Here is a 19,888-nt window from a genome sequence, read left to right on the forward strand (position 1 = left end):
GCTGAAACCGATCCGCCGCCAACCCCGCCAGAGCAGATCCCCGACGATCCGGACTACGAGGAGATCAAGGCCAATCTCGGCAACCTCGAGGAGCTGCTGGAATGGCTGGACGACAGCCTCAGCGACAAGCTCAACGAATTGCGCGGCACCACCGACCCGGGGCCGGAGATTTTCGCGTGAGCTATTGCCTCGCTGCCCCCGGCCACCCCATCCACGGCCCGTATCACGACACGGAATACGGCTTTCCGCTGCGCGACGACCACGGACTCTTCGAACGGCTGGTGCTCGAAATCAACCAGGCCGGGCTCTCGTGGCTCACCATCCTCAAGAAGCGTGACGCCTTTCGTGCCGCCTACGATGGCTTCGATCCGCACATCGTGGCGCGGTATGGCGATGTCGAGCGTACCCGGCTCCTCGCCGATGCGGGCATCATCCGCAACCGGCTCAAGGTCGATGCCGCCATTCACAATGCCGGCGTCATCGTCGGCATCATCGGGTCACATGGTTCTTTCGCGGCCTGGCTCGACGCGCAGGGCGAGCTGAGCAAGGAGCAGTGGGTCAAGCTGATGAAGCGCGAATTCAAGTTCATGGGCGGCGAGATTGTCGGCGAATTCCTGATGAGCATCGGAAGGTTGCCGGGTGCGCACACCGCCGACTGCCCGATCGGAAAGGAATTGGCACGACGAGCATTACCATCGATCATCCCTCATCCATCATCCATCATCGATGATCGATCGACGATCGACGATCGACGATGATCGCAGGTGTTCACCCACCTCCACGTCCACTCCTGGTTCTCCTTCGGACTGGGGACTTCGTCGCCCGACGCACTGGCGCAGGCGGCGGCCCGGCGCGGCTATCGCGCCCTTGCGCTCACCGACACCAATGGCGTCTACGGCGCAGTGGAGTTCCAGCGCGCCTGTGACACCGCGGGCATTCGCCCGATCCTCGGCTGTCATCTCGTCACTCGCGATCACGAAGCCGTTGTTCTTGCCGAAGACGCGCGCGGCTGGGCCTCGCTCTGCCGCGCCGCCACCGCCATTCACTGGAATCCCGATCTCGCGCTGAGCGCCCAGCTCGCCGTCGATCGCGCCGGCCTCGTCGTCCTCACCCGCAACATCGACCTGCTCGAGCGGCTGGTGAAGCTCTCCGGTCCGGCCGGCCTCTACGCCGAGCTGCGCCCCGAACCCGGGCGCCATCAGGTACTCGCCGCCGCGCAGCGCCTCGGCGTTCCGGCGGTCGTGACGGGCGGCGTGGTCTGTGCCGATGCCGAGGACTGGAATCGGCATCGCCTGCTGCTCGCAATTCACGGCAACACCACACTCGCGCAGGTCGAGAACGCCTGGCCGCGCGACGCCTGGCTCCGCCCTCCGGCCAATCTCGAGCGGCACTTCCCCGACATTCCCGACGCCTTCACCGCCGCCGACGTTCTCGCCGAGCGCTGCCAGTATCGCATCCCCATTGGTCGCACCATCGCGCCGCGCGCCTCCGACACCGACGACGCCCTCGCGAAGCTGCGCGCCCAGGCCTACGACGGCGCCGTCCGTCGCTATGGCACCATCGCGCCGGTCACCCGCGATCGACTCGAGCACGAGCTCGGCATCATCGGGATGAAGGGATTTGCCGACTACTTCCTGGTGGTCCAGGACATCGTGCGGCACGGCCCCACGCACTGTGGTCGCGGATCGGTCGCGAATTCGGTGGTCTCATACTGTCTCGGGATCACGCACGTGGAGCCGCTCGGCGCCGGGTTGTTGTTCGAGCGCTTCCTCAATCCGTCACGGAAAGATCCGCCCGACATCGACCTCGATTTCCCCTGGGACGAACGCGACCAGATTCTCGCGTGGACCTTTCGCAAGTATCCGCTCCCGCGTGCCGCGATGGTGGCCAATCACAACTGCCTGCGCCTCGCGGGTGCGCTGCGCGAAGTGGCCAAGGTGCACGGCCGACCGGCCGCCGAAATTCGCGAGATCACCCGGCGTATACCGATGTACACCGAAGGGAGTGCCAGCGAGATCATCGGCAGCCACGCGAACTTCCGCGACCTGCGGTTGCCCAAGGTGTGGCAGGAGCTCGCGGCCGTGGCGGAGACCCTGGTCGGCACGCCGCGCCACCTCTCGCTGCATCCGGGAGGCGTGGTCATCGTACCGCACGCCCTCACCGACGTGGTGCCGATCGAGCGCGCGGCCAAGCAGCTCGATGGTCATCCCGATCTCACCGTGCCGGTCATCCAGTTCGAAAAGGATGGTGCCGAAGATGCCGGGCTGGTGAAGATCGACCTCCTCGGCAATCGCTCGCTCGCGGTGATTCGTGATGCCATCGCGATGGTGCACAGCAACACCGGCGTGCAACTCGACTACACCTCGCAGCAGGCCGGCGACGATCCGGCCACCCGCCGCGCCTTCCGCACCGGCGAAACCCTGGGCGTCTTCTACACCGAATCACCGGCGAGCAGAATCCTCAACCTCAAGTCGCGCGCCGACACCTTCGACCTGCTGGTGCTCAACACCAGCATCATCCGGCCGGCCTCCAACCGCTTCATCCGCATCTATCTCGAACGGCTGCACGGCAAGCCATACGAACCGCTGCACCCATCCCTGGGCGAGACGCTGGCCGAAACGTTCGGCGTCATGGTCTACCAGGAAGACGTGGTGAATGTGTCGCACGCCTTTGCCGGCCTCTCGTGGGCCACCGCCGATGGCCTGCGCAAGGCGCTCTCCAAGAAGCGCCCCGGCAAGCTGCTGGCCGCCTACTTCGACGAGTTCGTGGTGGGTGCGAAGGCGCGTGGCCGTGATGACGCCAGCATCGCCACGGTGTGGCAGATGATCCTCTCCTTTGCCGGCTATTCGTTCTGCAAGGGGCACTCGTGCAGCTACATCCAGGTGGCGCAGCAGAGCGCCTACCTGCGTGCCAATCACCCGGCCGAATTCATTGCGGCAGTGCTCGCGAACGGTGGCGGTTTCTATCATCCCTTTGCCTACGTGGCCGAAGCACGGCGAATGAACGTCGTCATCCTGCCGCCCGACGTGAACGAGAGCGAGTGGAACTGCACCGGGTGCAATGGGGCGATGCGCGTTGGGTTCCAGTTCGTCAAGGGACTCAGCAGTGCCGGCGCCACGCAGTTGCTCGCCGAACGCCAGGGCAATGGCCCGTTCCGCGATCTGGCGGATTTGCGCCGGCGCACCGCGCTCAGCGCCGATGACATCCGCCTGCTCATCAAGGTCGGTGCCTGCGACACCCTCGATGGCGGACTCAATCGCCCCCAGCTGCTCTGGGCGCTCGACACCGAAGCGCGCGTCGGCCAGCACACGCCCGTGGCCCGCAGCAGCGGCGGCCTGCTCACCGAACACCGCCCGCTTCCTGCCCTCCGCGATTACGACGATGTCCGCAAGCGTCGTGATGCCTGGGCACTCCTCGGCTTCTGTCTCGATGCCCATCCGATGACGCTGCACGCCGAGGCGCTCACCCGCTTCCGATTGGTGCGCAGCACCGACCTGGCACAGCACGTCGGCAAGCAGGTGCTGATGGCGGGAATGTTCACCACTGGCAAGCCGGTGCGGACCATCAAGGAAGAGCCGATGCAGTTCGCCACCTTCGACGATGGTCACGGCCTCGTGGAATGCGTACTCTTTCCCGATGTCTATCGCGAACGCGCCCACGTCCTCTTCGACCAGGGGCCCTTTCTCTTCCGGGGAGTGGTCGAGGAAGAGTTCGGGGCATATACCGTCACCATCCGGCAGATCGAGCGGCTCGAGCGGATGCTGGCACGAATGGGGGCGCGCTGAAGAGCAGGTGACGCGACCCAACCCGTCGAGGTCCAGATGTGCCCCCGAATGGTCCGTGCTCGTCGCTCTTGTCAGGAGGGAACCAATGCGCCTGCCCATAAAGACATTCCTGGTGGTGCTCGGCCTCACCGGCTGCACATCGGCGACCGGACCCAATGGCATCGGAACCGTGCCGATACCAGGCACAGTCACGATGCGCGTCGGCGATCAGGTCAAGCTCAAGAACAGCGCCTGGGTGCTCACGTTCAGCAGCGTCAAATCGGATAGTCGCTGCCCGGTGGATGTGACCTGCATTCAGGCGGGCGAAACCTCGCTCGAGTTCGTCCTCGACAATCCGCTGAGCGCACAGCCGCGACCGCCGGCCGTGCAGGTCATCCTGAACGGCGAAAAGCCCGACACGGTGGCCGGGCTCATCCTGCGCGTGACCCGGGTGGACCCGGCCCGCTATGCCGGGAAGACGATCACTTCCCGGCAGTATGCTGCGGAACTCGCCATTGCCTGGCTGACGCCGCCGGACTGACGCCGACTACTTGTTCGGTTCCAATGTGGTGCCGAGACGGTGAATCGCCGCCTCGACATGCTGCCTCGTGGCCCGGTCGCGGATCGTGGGCAGGGCGCGTCGCAACTGGGCCAGCAACAGTTGACCTTCGCCGCGCAACTGCGATCTGGCATCCTCGGCAAGCGGAAAGAGACCGAACTGCGCCTGCTGCGCTGCCGTGAGTCCGTTGCCGCCCGGAGGCGGATTGAGTTTCCGGTCGAGGGCGGTGAGGTAGTTGTTCTGCAAGGCGCGACGATAGGCGTCGATGATGGGCGAAGCCTCGCCGAGCTCCGACCACACTGCCAGCCGGACATCATCGAGATAGACCTCGAGTGGATAGACATCGGCCGCGTTGCGGGCGTTCGCAGCCTGCTCGAGCAGCCGGTTCATTCGCGCATCATTGAAGAGGGCGTTGAGGATGCGATTCTGCGCCCCTGATACCCGGTTGAGCATGCCGAAGGCCTCGATGCGCGCGCCGATCTCGGGACGGATCAAGTAGGTCGGCGTCTTCAGCACTTCCGCCGCGATGAACCGCATCGCCTCGACCTGCCGCGCCCGGGAGAGTGGCGTGTACACCGGACCAGACTGGCTCCCCGACTTGTATTGCACTGACGCACCACCGATCATGGTCACCGGATGGCCGGCTTCGGTCGCCCACTGATTCACGGTGTTGTCGTACAATTCCTTGAGCAGGGCGTTGTCGTCTCCTGCACGCGTCCCGGCGGTTGCCACGATATCCATCACCCGGGCGATGTTCCGGAAGCCGAGACGGGTTGACTTGACCGGATCGGCATCGCCGACCGCCTCGCTCAGCGTGCCGTAGCCGCCGAACGCATTCCCTTCGGAGAAACGCAGCCACGGCACCGTGTCCTGGACACGGAGCCACGAGTCCAGCACCGGGCGTTCGCCTTCCGTCGTGGTGTTGGGAAGTTCCTGGTACCCCCACTTGATCGCGAAGCGATCGTAGGGCCCGACGCGCGGCAGGATGTCTTCGAGCGGGATCCGGTCCTCGGGCTGGGTGACGTAGTTCATTCGCGAGTAGTCCATGATGCTGGGGCTATGTCCCATGCGATGGACCCAGGTGGCGCTGCGCACACTGTCGGCCGGGTAGGTCGAGCTGCCGATCTGATCGTGCCGCAGTCCGATTGTGTGCCCTACCTCGTGCGCAACGAGGAACTCGAGCAGCCGCCCCATCAGCGAATCCGGGAAGGGAATCGTGCGTGCCCGCGGATCGAGCTGGGCGGCCTGGGTGAAGTACCAGTTCTGACCGAGTCCGATCAGGTTGTGAAAGATCATCGAGGAGCCGTTGAGAATTTCGCCGGTCCGCGGATCGCTCACGTGCGGCCCGATCCCGTTCTCCACCGTCGACGGCAGCCAGCGCACCATCGTGTGACGAATGTCTTCGGGGGACCAGTCCGGATCGTTGGCCGGTGGATCCGCCGCGACAATTGCGTCCTTGAAGCCCGCCTCTTCGAACGCCGGTTGCCAATCGGTGATGGCCTTGCGGATCCACGGCTTCCACTGCTCGGGCGTGGCGGGATCGACATAGTAGACGATCGGTTGCTTCGGGTAGCAGAGCGCACCGGCCCGGCGCTCGGAGCACTCGAGGCGCCACCGCGCGATGAAATCGTGTGTCGCGGTTCGCTGCTCCCGAGTACCGAAATCGACCTGTTCGACAGAGAAGTAGCCGATCCGTTCGTCGGCCCGGCGCTTCTTCATCGGAACATCCGGCAGGTGGACCAGGCTCCAGTGCGCCAGCACGCTGGTCGCTGGTTGCGGCACTCCCGGCTGCCCGCCGCGGCCCGCCGTCACCCCGGTCTGCGTCGCCTCGACTTCGACGTTTTCGGGGAAGGCGAGAAAGCGTTCGACATACGACCGTGTCGCATCCACCGTCCCGGCGATCGCCGAGAATTCTGGCACGCTAGTGGTGAAGAGCCGAGTGACGTCGACGACGGCAGCGCTGTCGGGGCCGTAAGCCTCGACTGTGAGCGATGCGATCACCGGCCCGTAATTGGAGTTCTGCACCGACCGGTACACGGGCAGGGTGGAATCCGCCGTGATGGCAAACGACGTGGACCGCAGGACCACGCGATTGCCGTGGCGTTCCCAACGGACACTCGTCTCCGTGAATCGATCACCACCGTAGGAACCGAAGCCGTTAGTGGGAGTCGGATCCGCTGCCGCCGCCTTCGCGAAGCGGCCGACGACGAGCATGTCCTTCTCGAGTTCCTTCGCGGGAATCTCGAAATAGAGTTTGTCGCCGAGTTGATGCACGCCGAAAAGCCCGCGCCGAGTCTTCGCCTCGGCAGTGATCACGCTGGCGTAGGGCTTGGGGCCACCCGCCGGCGGACGGGCGGTGCTGTCGGGACGACCCGCTGGCAGAGCCGCCGGTGGACGAGCGGCAACGGGAGGGGGCGCGGGCTGGGGATGCGGGGCGCGGGCGCATCCGGCGAGGAGAACCAGCAATACTCCACCAGCTGATCGGGGCATACGGGATTCCGATTGTGAGTGTGGAAGCATCTTGCTGGGGCATAGAACGAAGACCACTTCGCTTTGTTTCTTGCGAACCTCTAACACAATCCGTCGCATTCTGAATCGGGCTCCCGCCAAACCATCTGACTGAAACCGCCGCCGCCACGGTGGCGTATCGCCGAGCCTTCGCCTTGAATCTTCTTGCGCAAGGATCGCCGATGACTCGCGTGGCGCCGCCCCTGATTCATCGTGTGGCTGCACTGGTCGCCGGATTCATCGCCGTGATCACCGCGACCCGGCCAGGCCCGGCACCCCTCCAGCCACCGCCGCACCGTGTGGCGGAGATCCCGGCTGACATCGAGATCCGGCTCGAGCGTTGGCTCCGAATGGCGGCGCCATTCGGGATGACCGGCGCGGTTGCCACCCTTCGCGACACGAGCCTGACGCTCGCGGCCGGATTCGGTCCACTTAGACCCGACGGCGGCGCCATCGGCCCGGATACACCCTTTCTGTTGGCCTCCCTCTCCAAGCAATTCACCGCTACGGCCATCCTTCGCTCCGCAGCAGATGGACATCTCGCGCTGAGCGATTCGCTGGCGAAGTTCTTCCCCGACGCGCCGGCGCCCCAGCGGAACATCACGATCGAGCAGTTGCTGACGCATACCAGCGGGATGATCTACCTCGAACCGCGAATGTTCGACCCCGCCCCCGACCGCAACGCGCTCTTCCACGAACTGCTCTCCCTGCCCCTCCAGGCCGCACCGGGCGGGCGCTTCAGTTACTCCAATCCCGGCTATGCCCTGCTCGCCGGCGTGCTTGAGCGCTCCGAACAGACGACCTTCGAGCAGTACCTCACGACGCGGCTCTTCGCCCCTGCCGGGATGCGCGCGACCACCTTTCTCGGTCGGCCTGTTACCGACGCACCGCACGGCGTCCAGCTCGGCGTCGACCAGGGACCGATGAGTGACATCCCCGGGGCCGACCGCGCCGTCGGCAACGGCTCGGTCATCAGCACGGTGCGCGATCTGGCGCGCTGGGAGGTCGCCCTGCGGACACGCCGGATCCTCGATTCCACCTGGACCGAGGCGCTCTTTGCACCGCGGGTGCCCGCCACCGGTGGTGCGCGGTATGCCTTCGGCTGGAACATTCTCCCGACGCCGCGAGGCACCACGCTCATCTTTCACGCTGGCGACCTCGGCCCGTTCAATACCGAATTTCGTCGTTACGTCGATGACAAGTTCACCCTCATCTGGCTCTCCAATGCCCGCCTCGCCAGCGGCGGCACCCGCGAAGTGGTCACTCGTGTGGTTGCCAACCTGCTGAATGGCGCTCCCGTCGTTGATCCGCGGGATATCGCCCCGCGCGATGTTGCCGACGAGCGCCGCATCAGGGGTCACTACCTCCTCGCCGGCGGTGACACGATAGTGGTTTCTGCCACCGCGTCCGGGCTCACAATCGGGGCGACCGGATCGATCGCCCTCCGCGCCCTCGCCGGTGGCGCGGTTGACACGGCCGCGACGTCGCGCACTATCGCCGATGCGCTCATGGCAATGCAGCAGGGCGACGCATCACGACTGCGCGATCAGTTGCACCCCTCGCTTCCTGTGACCGGCGCGATTGAAGGAACGCGTCAACTGTTGACGGCCCTCGCCGATTCGTTCGGCGGCCCGCTGCGTGTCGAGCCACTCGGGGGAATCACAGGCACGCCAGGGCGGGCGATGGCCTTTGTCCGCATTCGCGGACTGCGCGGGGCAGTCGTGGCGGGATTCGGTCTCGCCGGTGGCGGGCGCATCCTCACTTTCGCTGACCCGGCCACTGTGGCCGCTCTCACGCCGCTCAAGCGCTCGGCCGCTGGTGCCTCGCAATACGTCGCATTCGATCCCGCCACGATGCGTACCACGCGCATCACCTTCACCTCGAACGCGCTCAGCATCACCGTCGACAGCGGCACTGCGGTCGTTGCAACGCGGCACGCGCGCTAACATGAATCCCGCCTGCCTGTACCACGCGGCGAAAATCGTTCTACGCAATTCGGCGAAGCGCATCAGCAACTGAAACCGGTTCACGCGCGGCGGCGTACCACCCGCCACGCTTGTCGGTTCTTGCTGCTCACGCATTTCCCTCCTGCGCAGGATACGTATGCTCATCCTCACGCTCGCCACGCTGTCTGCTGTGCTGCAAGGTGGTCCCACCGATCACATCGCCTCCGCCACCGGGCGCTCCTATTCGGGCCGGCGTGGCGAAACCACCGTGCAGGCACCGCGGCTTGCCGCGAAGCCGGTGATCGATGGTGTACTCGATGAGCCGATGTGGCGCGAGGCGGCCGTCCTCACCGATTTCTCCCAGTACAAGCCGGTGGACGGCGTGCCCGCAGCGGATTCCACGCAGGTACTGATCTGGTATTCGCCCACGGCACTCTTCATCGGTGTCCGGGCGTACGATGCGTCCGGCGCGGTGCAAGCCACGCTGGCGAACCGCGATCAGATCTTCACGGATGACAATATCCAGGTCTTTCTCTCGACCTTCAACGACAAGCGACAAGCATCCTTCTTCGCCGTCAATCCACTCGGCATTCAGGCCGACGGCGCGCTGAATGAAGGTGGTGGCGGCAAGGACGCCGTCGATCTCTCACAGGACTTCGTCTGGCAATCCAAGGGACGAGTGACCGCCGACGGCTACGAGGTGGAACTGCGGATTCCGTTCAAGAGCCTTCGCTCACAGCAGGCGAAGACACAGACCTGGGGCATCAACGTGGTCCGTGGCGTCCCGCGCACCGCGCAGCAGCATTCCTGGATGCCGCTGAAGATCGGGGCCTCTTCGCTACTGTCGCAGTCAGGCCGCCTTGAGGGCCTGACCGACCTCGAAACCGGACACGTCCTCGACATTCTGCCCACAGTCACCTACAGCGTCGACGGCGCCCGTAGCGCCAGGACTGGCAAGTGGGACTATGACGCGAACCGGGCCGAATTCGGGGGCAATGTTCGCTACGGACTCAGCCGCAACCTGACACTCAACGCCACCGTCAATCCCGATTTCTCCCAGGTGGAAAGCGACGTCTCGCAATTCACACTCGACCCGCGCGAGGCGGTCTTCTTTCCAGAGAAACGGCCATTCTTTCTCGATGGCATCGAGCAGTTCGACGCGCCCAGCAACCTGATCTACACCCGGCGAATCGTGCAGCCGCTCGTCGCCGCCAAGCTGACAGGCAAGGTCAGCGGAACCCAGATCGGTGTGCTCGCGGCCGTCGACGACACGATCGCCTCCGCCACGGGCGATCACCCGCTCTTCGGCATCGTGCGCGCTTCCCACGATCTCGGGCCCGGCTCACGTCTCGGTGCGTTGTGGACCGAGCAGCATGATGGCGACAACTTCAACCGGGTCTACGGCGCCGATGGCCGGGTCGTGCTCAACAAGATCCACTCGTTCACCTTTGCCGGCGCGATGTCCCGCACGGAACGCAACGGCGTCAGCACCTCAGGGCCGATCTGGAGTGCGGCCTATCGTCTTGGCAAGCGCTCGTTCCGGACGGCCTACACCATCAATGCCATCAGCCCCGACTTCCGCTCCAATGCCGGCTTCATCAGCCGGCCGGGGATCGTGAATGCCAACATTGCGCACGCCTATGTCTGGCTTCGGCCGAAGAAGACCCTCGAGGTGCTCACGGGCCAGATCGTCCTCTTCGGACAGTGGCGGTATGACGACTTCATTCATGGTGGCGAGATCCAGAACCGGTTGCTCCACTTCGATTTCACCGGCCATCTGCGCAGCGGCTGGGACCTCAACGCGTCGGTCTACGACGAAAGCTTCGGCTACGACCCGTCGATCTTCACGCGGTATGCGCTGCAGAACCCCGATGGATCGATCGCCCCGTGGGTCGCCCCGGGCCGTATCCCCAATCGCGACTATGTCGCCGGTTTCAGCTCGCCGAACTACAAGCATCTGCAGGTCAACGGCTCGCTGCTCTGGGGACACGACGAGAACTTTCCCGAATGGGCCTCCGGTAACATCATCGTTGGCACGCTCGGCCTCACGGTCCGGCCCACGAGCCAGCTGCGGATGAATCTCTCCTACAATCATCAGCAGGTGAACCGACGCACCGACGGTTCGCGCGTGCTGGTGCAAGGGGTGCCGCGCGCGCGGATCGAATATCAGCTCTCGCGCGCATTCCAGGTCAGGGTGGTCTCGGAGTATGCGTTCGAGTCCCGCGATGCCCTCCGCGACGATTCGCGCACCAACCTGCCGATCGTGATCCGGCAGTCGAACGGTCAGTACGCGCCGGCCGCGGGCTACTCGAATGGTTCGCTGACCAGCAACCTGCTCTTCAGCTACTTCCCGAACCCCGGCACGGTGATGTATGTCGGCTACGGAACCAACTCGCTGCGACCGAACGACGACCTGCGAGACAAGCTCGGCCGCCAGAGCGACGGCTTCTTCGTGAAACTGTCGTATCTCTTCCGCCCAGGTGGCGAACGCCCGACCGGTTGAAGCCTCGGGCCACCGAAACGGCCACGGGCGACAAGGATGACTCCCTGTCGCCCGTCGGTTGTTGTGGTACTCCTCAGCGGTTACCGGTCTTTCATGTCACCAAGCTTTTCAGCGGCAACACGCCGAATCTCCGGATCCTTGTCGTCGAGCGCCCGCGTCAGCCCGGGCATCACCGCCGAGGTGCCGATCTCGCCGAGCCCTTCCACGGCAGCCAGACGCACTTCGCGATCGCCGTCAGTGAGCAACCCGACGAGCGCCGATGTAGTCGTCGGGTCGGCGATCCGGCCAAGTGCCTGCGCCACCTGGCGCCGGAACTCGGCGTCACGCGAGGAGAGGGCCTGGACCAGTTCCGCAGGCGCCGTATGCAGTTCGTCGAGATTGCCGATCGCCTCCACGGCCGCCGCGCGCACATCCTGATCCTTGTCGGAGAGCGCCTTCGCCAGTACACCGGCCGAGTGCGCCGAGCTCAACTGTCCCAGCGCCTGGGCGCTCGCGCGGCGAACGTCCGCATCGCTGTCGCGCTCAAGAACCCGTTCCAGTGCGTTCACTGCCGTGGCGTCTTCCACCTGGCCCAGCGCATCGGCGGCAGCAGCCCTCACCGATGCGACCTGGTCACCGAGTGCCTCGATCAGTGCCGCCGTGGAGCTCTTGCTTTCGATCTGCCCGAGCGCTTCGGCTGCAATGGTGCGCAATACCGGGTCACCGTCGCGTAGGGCGGGGAGCACATCGCCTACCGAGGCGGGATCCTCGATCTGCCCGAGCGCCCAGACCGCTGCGACACGAAGCCGCCCGTTGCCGGACCGCGCGATCCGACCGAGCACGGGCGCAGAGGCCTTGTCCTCGATCTGTCCCAGCGCCCACGCTGCCATCGTGGCCACGGCCGGCGTGCGATCGCCGAGTGAATGTTCGAGCGGTAGCCGCAATTCGGGACGTTCATCTTCGCCGATTGCGAGCGCGGCACCCTCACGAATCCGTGGTGAGGCGTCCTCAAGCAGAGATGCGAGCCGTGATGTCGGAACAGTGCTGCGCCCGAGCAACTTGGCGGACACCCGGCGGACGCAAGGATCGTCAGCGGCGAGCCGGGATACGAGCAGCGTGATCGCACGTGGATCGCTGATGGTGCCACTCAGTGAATCCTTGGCGGACTGCATGGTCGCCGCAGCGTCAGCGAGGCGGCCGAGGCCGGCGCTCGAGCCGCTCGACCAGAAATTGCCAAGCTGATCGCCAATCAACTCGCAGACCACTGGATCGGTCTTGCCCAACGCGTCGAGCAGTGTTGCCACCCGGCCCGAATCAGCGCCCGGTCGATCATTGTGGTGGCCGATGTGCACCGAGATCGGCGCAACCGGAGCAAGGGTCACCACGGCGGCAGCAGCACCTCCGCCCGCCAGCACAGCCCCCGCGACGAGTGCGAGCGCACGCATCACGGCCGCTCCCCGAGGGCCTCCGCCGCACGCCTCCGGACCTTGGCATCGGAGGAATTGAGCCCGGCACGCAGGGCATCACGCGCCGACTGATCGGCCATGTTGCTGAGCGCGTCGATCGCCCGTTCACGCACATCGCCATTGCTGTCCTGCATCAGCTTCTGCAGCGCCGGCACCAGCGCCACGATTGAACGCTCGCCCACAAGCCCAGCCGCCGATGCACGCACTTCGGAGTTGCTGTCATTGAGCAGGGTGCGCAAGGTGGTCTCGGGGATCGCACCCTTGAGTTCGTTGAGGGTCTCGAGCGCCTGGCGGCGTACCTCGGGATTGCCGTCGCCCAGGGCCGGCAGCACGGCACTCGCCGCCGACGGATCATTCAGTTCGCCGAGTGCTTCAATCGCGGCCTGACGCACATCGACCGACTGGTCACGAATCAGCTTCGCCAGCGCCGCGCTGCTGGAGCGGTCGCCGATCCGACCGAGCAGATGAGCTGCTTCGTGGCGAACGTCCGCGTCGGGGTCATCGAGAAGGCGTGCGATGGGCGCCGCAGGAACACCCTTCTCGAAGTTGCCGAGCGCATCGAGGGCCTGCTGCTTCACCTCGGCATTCGGATCACTCAGCAACGCCGTGAGCGGGCCGATGGCGCGGGGATCCTCGAACTGCGCCAGCGCGTCTGCCGCAGCGGCGCGCACCTTGGTGTCGTCGTCCTTGAGCGCGACGATCAAACCCGGCACCGCGCGCGCGTCCTCGAGTCGGCCGAGTGACCGTGCCGCGGCGGCACGAACCTGCGCGTCGTCATCCTTGAGTCGCCCGATGAGTGCGTTGACCACCGTCGTATCTGCCGGCGTCTTATCACCACTGAGACCGACATCGATCCGGCCGACGCGCGCCGCGATCACACCGGCGTCGATGCGGGTGCGGGCGGCGGTGCGTGCGGCGTCGCGGCCCGCGAGACGGGCGATCCTGGCCATCGCGGCCGCAGTGAAGCTGCGCGGATGCCCCGGCCCTTCCTCGCCCGCTTGCTGCTGCTCTTCCGTCGAAACAGCGCCGTCGAGCTTGGCCTGACGGACCCGACCCGACACGCCGGGTGCAATCGCGATGGTTGCGCCCAACGCCAGCAAGGCCACTACTGCTGCGCCGCGGCGCGGCGTCGGGGCGCCGGGAGTGCCGCCCTCGATGAGTCGTGAAATCCGGGATACCAGCATTGATCGTTGCTCCGCCATGCCCGCAACGGGCACGCCAAGGGGTGAGGCCTGAATCCATTCCGCGACCTTTGCGAGGCAGCGCGCCAGCGGAATACCCGAACCGGTGCGGCGCGCCGCCCAGTCGTCACAGAGGTATTCGGCCGCATTCTGCATTTCGCGCCGAGCGAGATGGTTGAGAGGCTGGAAGAAGAAGAGACGTTCAATCAGCGACGCGGTATCGAGCCAGATCGGATCGCGGCGTGACAGGTGTGCCAGCTCATGCGCGAGCATGCTGCGCTGCAGTTCGGGGTGCAGATCGGTGAGCGCGGCCTCGGGCAGGCAGATTTCGCCGAGGCCGAGCGCGACCGGTGAGGAGATCGTCCGCGCCGTGGTGAGCACCACCCGCCGGCGATAGCCCACATCCCGACGGAGGGCATCGAGCATTTGCACGATCGGACCATCGCTGAGCGGCTGACGCTCCGTCAGGCGACCTACGAGAATCAGGCGTCGCGCCGCATAGCCAATGGCGAGCAGGAGCGCCACGGCCGCCCAGATCCCCACGAGCAGCGCGGCGGCCGAGAGCCGCGACCGGCTCGGCGTGTTGACAGGCGTAGATGCATCTGGTGCGAGACCGACCTGCGGTTGCGCCGGTGCAGGATCGGCAACCGGCAGCGGCTTGACAGTGCCGAGGGTTTTCACCTCGGGCGCATCCAGGCCAGCCTTCGTCGGGGCGGCCTGGGTGACGCTCGGCAACGTCAATGTGCCATTCGGCCGGACGTCGAGGCGCAGCTGTATGCTGGCGGTCAGGAGCCCGCCGAGAATGGCGGCCTTCCAGAGAATGTCACTGGTCGCCGGGTCGCGCCGGAAACGGGTCACCGCCCAGGCGAGACCGAGCAGTACTGTGCTGTGAATGGCATAGGTCAGCAGCCAGGCGAGCACGGTGGAGGGAAGAGTGCTGGTCATCACAGGGCTCCCTTGGTGCGGTCCACTTCTTCGATCATGCGGCGGACGCGGTCGAGATCGCCGGGCGACATGTCCTGGGCCTTGAGCAGATGGCTCACCAGCGCCGGGACGTCGCCGTTGAAGAGCCGCTCGGTCAACTCCTCGACCATGGAGACCTGGACATCCGCCTCGGTCACCAGGGCACGATAGAGGTATTGGCGGTCATTGATTCGACGCGCCAGGACGCCCCGGCGTTGCAATCTGGACAGGAGGGTGGCCACGGTGGTCTGCGCCAGCCCCCGCTCGGCGTGAAGCGCCTCCCAGATATCGATCACCGTGAGCTCCCCGCGAGTCCACAGCAATCGCAGGATGGCGATCTGGAGGTCGGTCAGTTGATGACGTTCGTTCATCGGGTCCCCAGTGGTTGATCTACAGGTGTAGATCTACAGCCGTAGTACGGCCCTGTCAACTCCCGCCAACTTCCGACCGGTTGATCTCGTACCAGAGGGGACAATTCGGCCGCAAATCCGGCCTGCAGCCTGACCTGGTGAGGAGTACTCGATGACCCGCAGGACCGCCCGATTCGCTGTCGCCCTGCTCCTGATCCTTCCCGTCTCGATCTCGGCCCAGACCAGGGCCGGCACGAAGTCCGTTTCCTCGAAGAAGTCCGCCGCCGCAAAGCCCGTGGCAGCGCCGCCCCTGCGATTCAATCTGGGCGCCACTGGCAACGAGGCGCGCTATCGCGTGCGCGAGCTGCTGGCGGCCTCGACCATCGAAAATGATGCGGTCGGCAGTACCACCTCACTGACCGGCGCACTCCAGATCGACGCGACGGGCAAGGCCGACACCACCATTTCGCGTTGGGTCGTGGACCTGACCACACTCAAGAGCGATCGCGCCATGCGCGACCGTTTTCTTCAGCACAACGCACTCGAGATTGCGCGCTTCCCCAAGGCAGAACTGGTGGTGACATCGATCAAGGGCCTCCCTGTCACGCTGCCCGCATCGGGCACGCTGACCCTGACCCTGCTCGGCAACTTCACCACGCACGGGGTGACCAAGGCGACGAGCTGGGACGTGGTCGCCAATGTCGCGGGGGATCACATCAGCGGGACGGCAACGACCCACCTGAAGTTCGCGGAATACAACATGACCCAGCCGCGACTCCCGGTGGTCGCAAGCGTGGATGACGACATCAAGCTCGAGTACGACTTCCACCTGATCCGCGAGAACTCCGCGAAACCCTGATCCGAGTACGATCAGATCCTGGAGATGCGAAAGGCCCCATCAGGGGCCTTTCGTACGTCAGGGCACAAACGCGAGATAGATGGCGAGACAGATCACGATACTCGCCAGCAGTGCGACGACACCGAGTCGTCGTCGTCTCGGCAGGCCGATCCACATCAGCAATCCGGTCACCGACCCGATCAACAGCAGGATGGCGGAAGCGTCGAGCACCCAGCTCCACGCCTTGCCCGAATCCTTGCCGCGATGGAGGTCGTCGAGTCGCAGGAAGAAGCCGCGACGTTCGACACGGATGGTCGCCTTTCCGGAACGCCGGTCGATCTCGGCTTCAGTATGCCGGCCTGGCCCCTTCATCTCGACTCGCAACGTCTGCGCATCGACATCGAATGTCGTGACAGCGCCAACGGCGCCGTAGTCGGCGCGCAACTTCTCGACCACCATCAACTTGTCCGGGCCGCTCAGCAGCGCGAGCGGCAGCTGCCCCTGCGACTCGACCGGCTGCACGCTGTCTGCGCCGAGCCACTCCTCGTGATTCAGGAGCAGGCCGGTCACCGCGAAAAACAACATCAGCAGCAGGGCGAACATGGTGAGGTAGACGTGAATTGTCCGGCTCACCGCCATCACACTCCGATAGACGCGTGACACTCCCGATTACTTCTTGTAGACGCAGTCGACCTGCGCGCCAGCAAAGGCATCGGTCGCCGTCATCATCCCGGTGGCTGGCGTGTTCTCGCAAGTGACGACCACACTGCGCAGGCTGTGGGCGCCATTCTCGAAGGCGACCTCGAGCCAGAACATGTACGCGCCGGCGGCGACCGGCGCATTCGCCTGATCGAGCCCATCCCACTCGATGGTGTACTTGCCTGCGGGGCGGGTCGCCCGCGCGACGGCGTTCACGACCTCGGGCGAAGTGCTCTCGAGTCCCCACCACTTGCTCAACTCGCGGAGATACTTGGGTCGATCACCCCAGAGGGCCAGTGTCCGAAGATGTTTACCGGTCGTATCGGTGACCCACGCCGCGACGTAGGGGCGATGCCGGTTGTAGTTGGCCGGCGTCACGTCAACGGCCATCGTGGCTTCCACCGCTCGCGCAGGAGTCATCGAGGCAACGGGTTCCGCTACTTCGTAGCGCGCGAAGCCGGGCGATCGAATCGTCTCTCCAGCGGCTGTCATCAGCAGACACTCGGCGCCGGGCACCGAGCGCACCAGAGCCAGTCCTTCCACCGGGTCGAGCACAGAGAGCGAGGTCGCGAGGGCATTGGCGGTGGCGTTGTCCGGGGCGATCACGGTCACACCCAGAACGCGATTCACCGGCAGGCCGGTGCGCGCGTCGATGATGTGCGAGTAGTGCTGTCCCGCGATGGTGAAGCCACGGGCATAGCCACCGCTCGTGGACACCGCCGCATTACCGACGGTGACTTCCGTGAGCGGCGGCGCGTTGTCGGCGTGCCGACGCGGATCGGTGACGCCGATGCGCCATGCCGCTGCGCCCGCGGGCGCTTCGCCCCAGGTCTGGATGTCGCCACCAATATTGATCAGCCCGCCAACCACGCCGGGGACCTGTTCGCGCACCGCCTGCACTGCGCGGTCGACAATGTATCCCTTGCCCAGCGAGTTGAGATCGAGCCGGGTCGGCCGCAGCATGCTGATCGCGGCGCTCTGCGGATCGATCTGCCATGCGGGCTGACGCAGCGAGGTGACGAGCGCGGCAAGGACTTCGGGCGAGGGCGGCTCGCCGCGTTGCTCGGCACCCTTCCACAACGTGGTGAGGACGCCGATCTGCGCGGTGTAGGCCCCGCCGGTTCGGTCGCCCCAGGACTGGTAGAGGTTCAAGACCTCGCGCAGTTCCGGCGACGCGGCATCGAGTCGGCCCACCCGCTGCAACCGGGAGACCTCGGAGGTCGAGTCCCACGTGCTGGTGAGCAGGCGTATCCGCTCGATTTCAGCCAGTGCCACCGATTCAGCACGCCTGGCATCGGCCGACGATGTCGTTACGAAGGTGAGGTCAAGCGATGTGCCCAGCACCCCTTCCCGGCGAAAGGTGTAGGGAATGGCGTGTGGGGTATGAACAGCTCCCGACACTGCGGGAACGAAGATGAGCGAAGCGAGGAAACCGAGGCGCAGCACAGCGACTCCTGAAAGAGAGGCACGCGGCGACGATCAGCCGATGGAAAAGTCTACTCAACCACGGTTCGTGACGGCATATCTACGCCGGGGTTCGAGCGAAAGTTGCCCTGCTGCCGGATCCCGAGTCCCGTGGTATCGTTCTGAATGACCCACCCATCCTGGCCGTCTGCCGAAGAAATTCGCAGTATCGCCGAGCGGGTGCCGGAGCTGATCCGCTTCGGTACCTCATCCTGGACCTATCCGGGCTGGAAAGGGCTGGTCTACGAGAAGGACTATCCTGCGACGGGTGCCGGTGCGCGAATGCTGGCGGAATACTCACGCTGGCCGCTCTTCCGTACTGTTGGTGTCGATTCCTTTTTCTATGCTCCGCCATCGCCAAAGACGCTGCTCGGGTACCGCGAGGCGCTGCCCGACGGTTTTCCCTGCGTCACCAAAGTCTGGGATCGTATCACGGCCCACACCTTTGCCAACCCGCGGGAAAAGGCGCGCTGGGGGCAAGCCAACCCGGATTGGCTCAACGCCGAGCTCTTCCTCGCCGAAGTGGTTGCCCCGATGCGCGAACATTTCAGTGGACACATCGGCCCGTTTGTCTTCGAATTCCAGGCGATCGCGAAAAAGGACAACCTCACCCCATCGCGCTTCGCTGAACGACTCGACCAGTTCTTTGGCGCGTTGCCTACCGATCTGCCCTACGCGGTCGAGATCCGCAACCCCGAGTTCCTGACGCCGGAATACTTCACGGTACTGCGTACCCACGGAGTGGCCCACGTTTTCAATTCCTGGACGCGGATGCCGGCCATTGGCGAGCAACTGCTGCTGCACGACTCGATCACGGCGAACTTCATCATCTCCAGGGCACTGCTCCGCCCCGGCCGCACCTATTCCGAGGCCGTCGACGCGTTTGCTCCGTACGACCATGTCCAGGATGAAAATCCGACGCTGCGCGCCGACCTTGTGGCGCTCGCGAAGGCAGCGCTCGAATTGCGCATCCCCGCCTACCTCATCGTAAACAACCGGGCGGAAGGAAGCGCACCACTCACCATCGCGTCGGTGGCCCGACGTCTCGGCGGCTAGCGTCCTCGTGCCACTCTCCGGGCAAGTTCCCCCGCATCCGGCAGCAGTTCTGCGCTAAGCAGGCCTTTCCCGCCAACGCCACCAAGCTGCGCGACGCCCTGCAGGATTGCCCAGACGCCTGCCGCACGACGATAGGCCTCGGTGGCAGGTAACCTGCCCGCTTCCGCCTCGACAATGGCGACGAGCGCCGCAAACCATTCATCGCGCGCCAGGACGACCTCGCTCTCGGGATCGCGGCCGGCAAAGTCCTGGGTGCTCACCAACCAGAGCAGTCGGGGTTCCTCGCGCCAGAGGCTGGTGTATCCCGAGGCCAGGGCCGCGATCTCGCCGTCCTCCAGCAACAATGCCTGCTCCGCGATGCCAGTGAGTTCGCGATACGCCTCGGCGACAAGCGCTTCGGTCAGACCATCCTTGCCGGGGAAGTGCCGATAGGGAGCGTTGGAGGAAACGCCGACGACCCGGGCGACCTCTCTTAACGAGAGTTCGGCCGCAGGGTGAGTCTTGAGGCGATTTCTCGCTGCCGCCAGCACCGCGCTCCGCAGCGTGCCATGGTGGTAGGGCCGGTTCATGGCAAGAAGGTAGGCCAATGAGTTAATGTTGACAATGCCAACT

Annotated in this window: 15 protein-coding genes; 8 read left to right on the forward strand and 7 right to left on the reverse strand. The window is 65.2% G+C overall.

The window, feature by feature from the left end; translation table 11 throughout:
• From V4558_04545 to V4558_04560, 4 genes are all read left to right on the forward strand, one after another.
• A partial coding sequence (locus V4558_04545; protein MES2304748.1) for a hypothetical protein occupies positions 1-180 on the forward strand: 180 nt, incomplete at its 5' end.
• Positions 177-758 (forward strand): DNA-3-methyladenine glycosylase I, encoded by a 582-nt coding sequence (locus V4558_04550; GenBank protein ID MES2304749.1) that lies wholly within the window; start codon positions 177-179, stop codon positions 756-758. The genes V4558_04545 and V4558_04550, both read left to right, overlap by 4 nt.
• 6 nt (positions 759-764) lie before the next feature.
• Complete coding sequence (gene dnaE / locus V4558_04555) at positions 765-3,785, forward strand: DNA polymerase III subunit alpha (GenBank protein ID MES2304750.1); 3,021 nt, start codon at positions 765-767, stop codon at positions 3,783-3,785.
• A gap of 85 nt (positions 3,786-3,870) precedes the next feature.
• Entirely contained in the window at positions 3,871-4,305 is a 435-nt protein-coding gene (locus V4558_04560; GenBank protein MES2304751.1) for a hypothetical protein, read from the forward strand.
• A 6-nt stretch (positions 4,306-4,311) separates the two neighbouring features.
• Here V4558_04560 and V4558_04565 read toward each other — a convergent pair whose 3' ends face one another.
• Positions 4,312-6,813, reverse strand: coding sequence for a zinc-dependent metalloprotease (locus V4558_04565; protein MES2304752.1), 2,502 nt, complete (start codon positions 6,811-6,813; stop codon positions 4,312-4,314).
• A 209-nt stretch (positions 6,814-7,022) separates the two neighbouring features.
• Between V4558_04565 and V4558_04570 the strand changes: the two genes are divergently transcribed.
• Positions 7,023-8,777 (forward strand): serine hydrolase domain-containing protein, encoded by a 1,755-nt coding sequence (locus V4558_04570; protein ID MES2304753.1) that lies wholly within the window; start codon positions 7,023-7,025, stop codon positions 8,775-8,777.
• A gap of 157 nt (positions 8,778-8,934) precedes the next feature.
• Positions 8,935-11,280 carry a DUF5916 domain-containing protein gene (locus tag V4558_04575; protein MES2304754.1) on the forward strand — a complete coding sequence of 782 codons (2,346 nt, stop codon included), beginning with the start codon at positions 8,935-8,937 and terminating at the stop codon, positions 11,278-11,280.
• A gap of 80 nt (positions 11,281-11,360) precedes the next feature.
• On the opposite strand, the gene V4558_04580 is transcribed toward V4558_04575, so the two are convergent.
• The 3 genes from V4558_04580 to V4558_04590 are packed head-to-tail and all read right to left on the reverse strand — an operon-like array spanning position 11,361 to position 15,240.
• Positions 11,361-12,704: a HEAT repeat domain-containing protein gene (locus V4558_04580; protein ID MES2304755.1), complete on the reverse strand. Its 1,344-nt coding sequence runs from the start codon at positions 12,702-12,704 to the stop codon at positions 11,361-11,363.
• Positions 12,704-14,851 carry a M56 family metallopeptidase gene (locus V4558_04585; GenBank protein MES2304756.1) on the reverse strand — a complete coding sequence of 716 codons (2,148 nt, stop codon included), beginning with the start codon at positions 14,849-14,851 and terminating at the stop codon, positions 12,704-12,706. Before V4558_04585 ends, V4558_04580 begins: the two co-directional genes overlap by 1 nt.
• Positions 14,851-15,240: a BlaI/MecI/CopY family transcriptional regulator gene (locus tag V4558_04590; GenBank protein MES2304757.1), complete on the reverse strand. Its 390-nt coding sequence runs from the start codon at positions 15,238-15,240 to the stop codon at positions 14,851-14,853. The genes V4558_04585 and V4558_04590 overlap by 1 nt, the downstream gene beginning before the upstream one ends.
• 151 nt (positions 15,241-15,391) lie before the next feature.
• Here V4558_04590 and V4558_04595 point away from each other — a divergent pair, with 151 nt between their 5' ends.
• Positions 15,392-16,078, forward strand: a complete 687-nt coding sequence (locus tag V4558_04595; protein MES2304758.1) for a YceI family protein — start codon at positions 15,392-15,394, stop codon at positions 16,076-16,078.
• A gap of 57 nt (positions 16,079-16,135) precedes the next feature.
• Here the strand turns inward: V4558_04595 and V4558_04600 are convergent, their stop codons facing one another.
• Together V4558_04600 and V4558_04605 are read right to left on the reverse strand one after the other, a co-directional pair.
• Positions 16,136-16,720, reverse strand: a complete 585-nt coding sequence (locus V4558_04600) for a PepSY-associated TM helix domain-containing protein (GenBank protein ID MES2304759.1) — start codon at positions 16,718-16,720, stop codon at positions 16,136-16,138.
• A 6-nt stretch (positions 16,721-16,726) separates the two neighbouring features.
• Complete coding sequence (locus V4558_04605) at positions 16,727-18,202, reverse strand: DUF2271 domain-containing protein (GenBank protein MES2304760.1); 1,476 nt, start codon at positions 18,200-18,202, stop codon at positions 16,727-16,729.
• 144 nt (positions 18,203-18,346) lie between these two features.
• Here V4558_04605 and V4558_04610 point away from each other — a divergent pair, with 144 nt between their 5' ends.
• On the forward strand, positions 18,347-19,276 hold the full coding sequence (locus V4558_04610) for a DUF72 domain-containing protein (GenBank protein ID MES2304761.1): 930 nt from the start codon (positions 18,347-18,349) through the stop codon (positions 19,274-19,276).
• On the opposite strand, the gene V4558_04615 is transcribed toward V4558_04610, so the two are convergent.
• Positions 19,273-19,845 (reverse strand): TetR/AcrR family transcriptional regulator, encoded by a 573-nt coding sequence (locus tag V4558_04615; protein ID MES2304762.1) that lies wholly within the window; start codon positions 19,843-19,845, stop codon positions 19,273-19,275. The two genes, V4558_04610 and V4558_04615, sit on opposite strands and share 4 nt — an antisense overlap.
• Positions 19,846-19,888 lie beyond the last annotated feature (43 nt).

This window comes from Gemmatimonadota bacterium, from assembly GCA_040388535.1.
Classification (GTDB): domain Bacteria; phylum Gemmatimonadota; class Gemmatimonadetes; order Gemmatimonadales; family GWC2-71-9; genus Palsa-1233.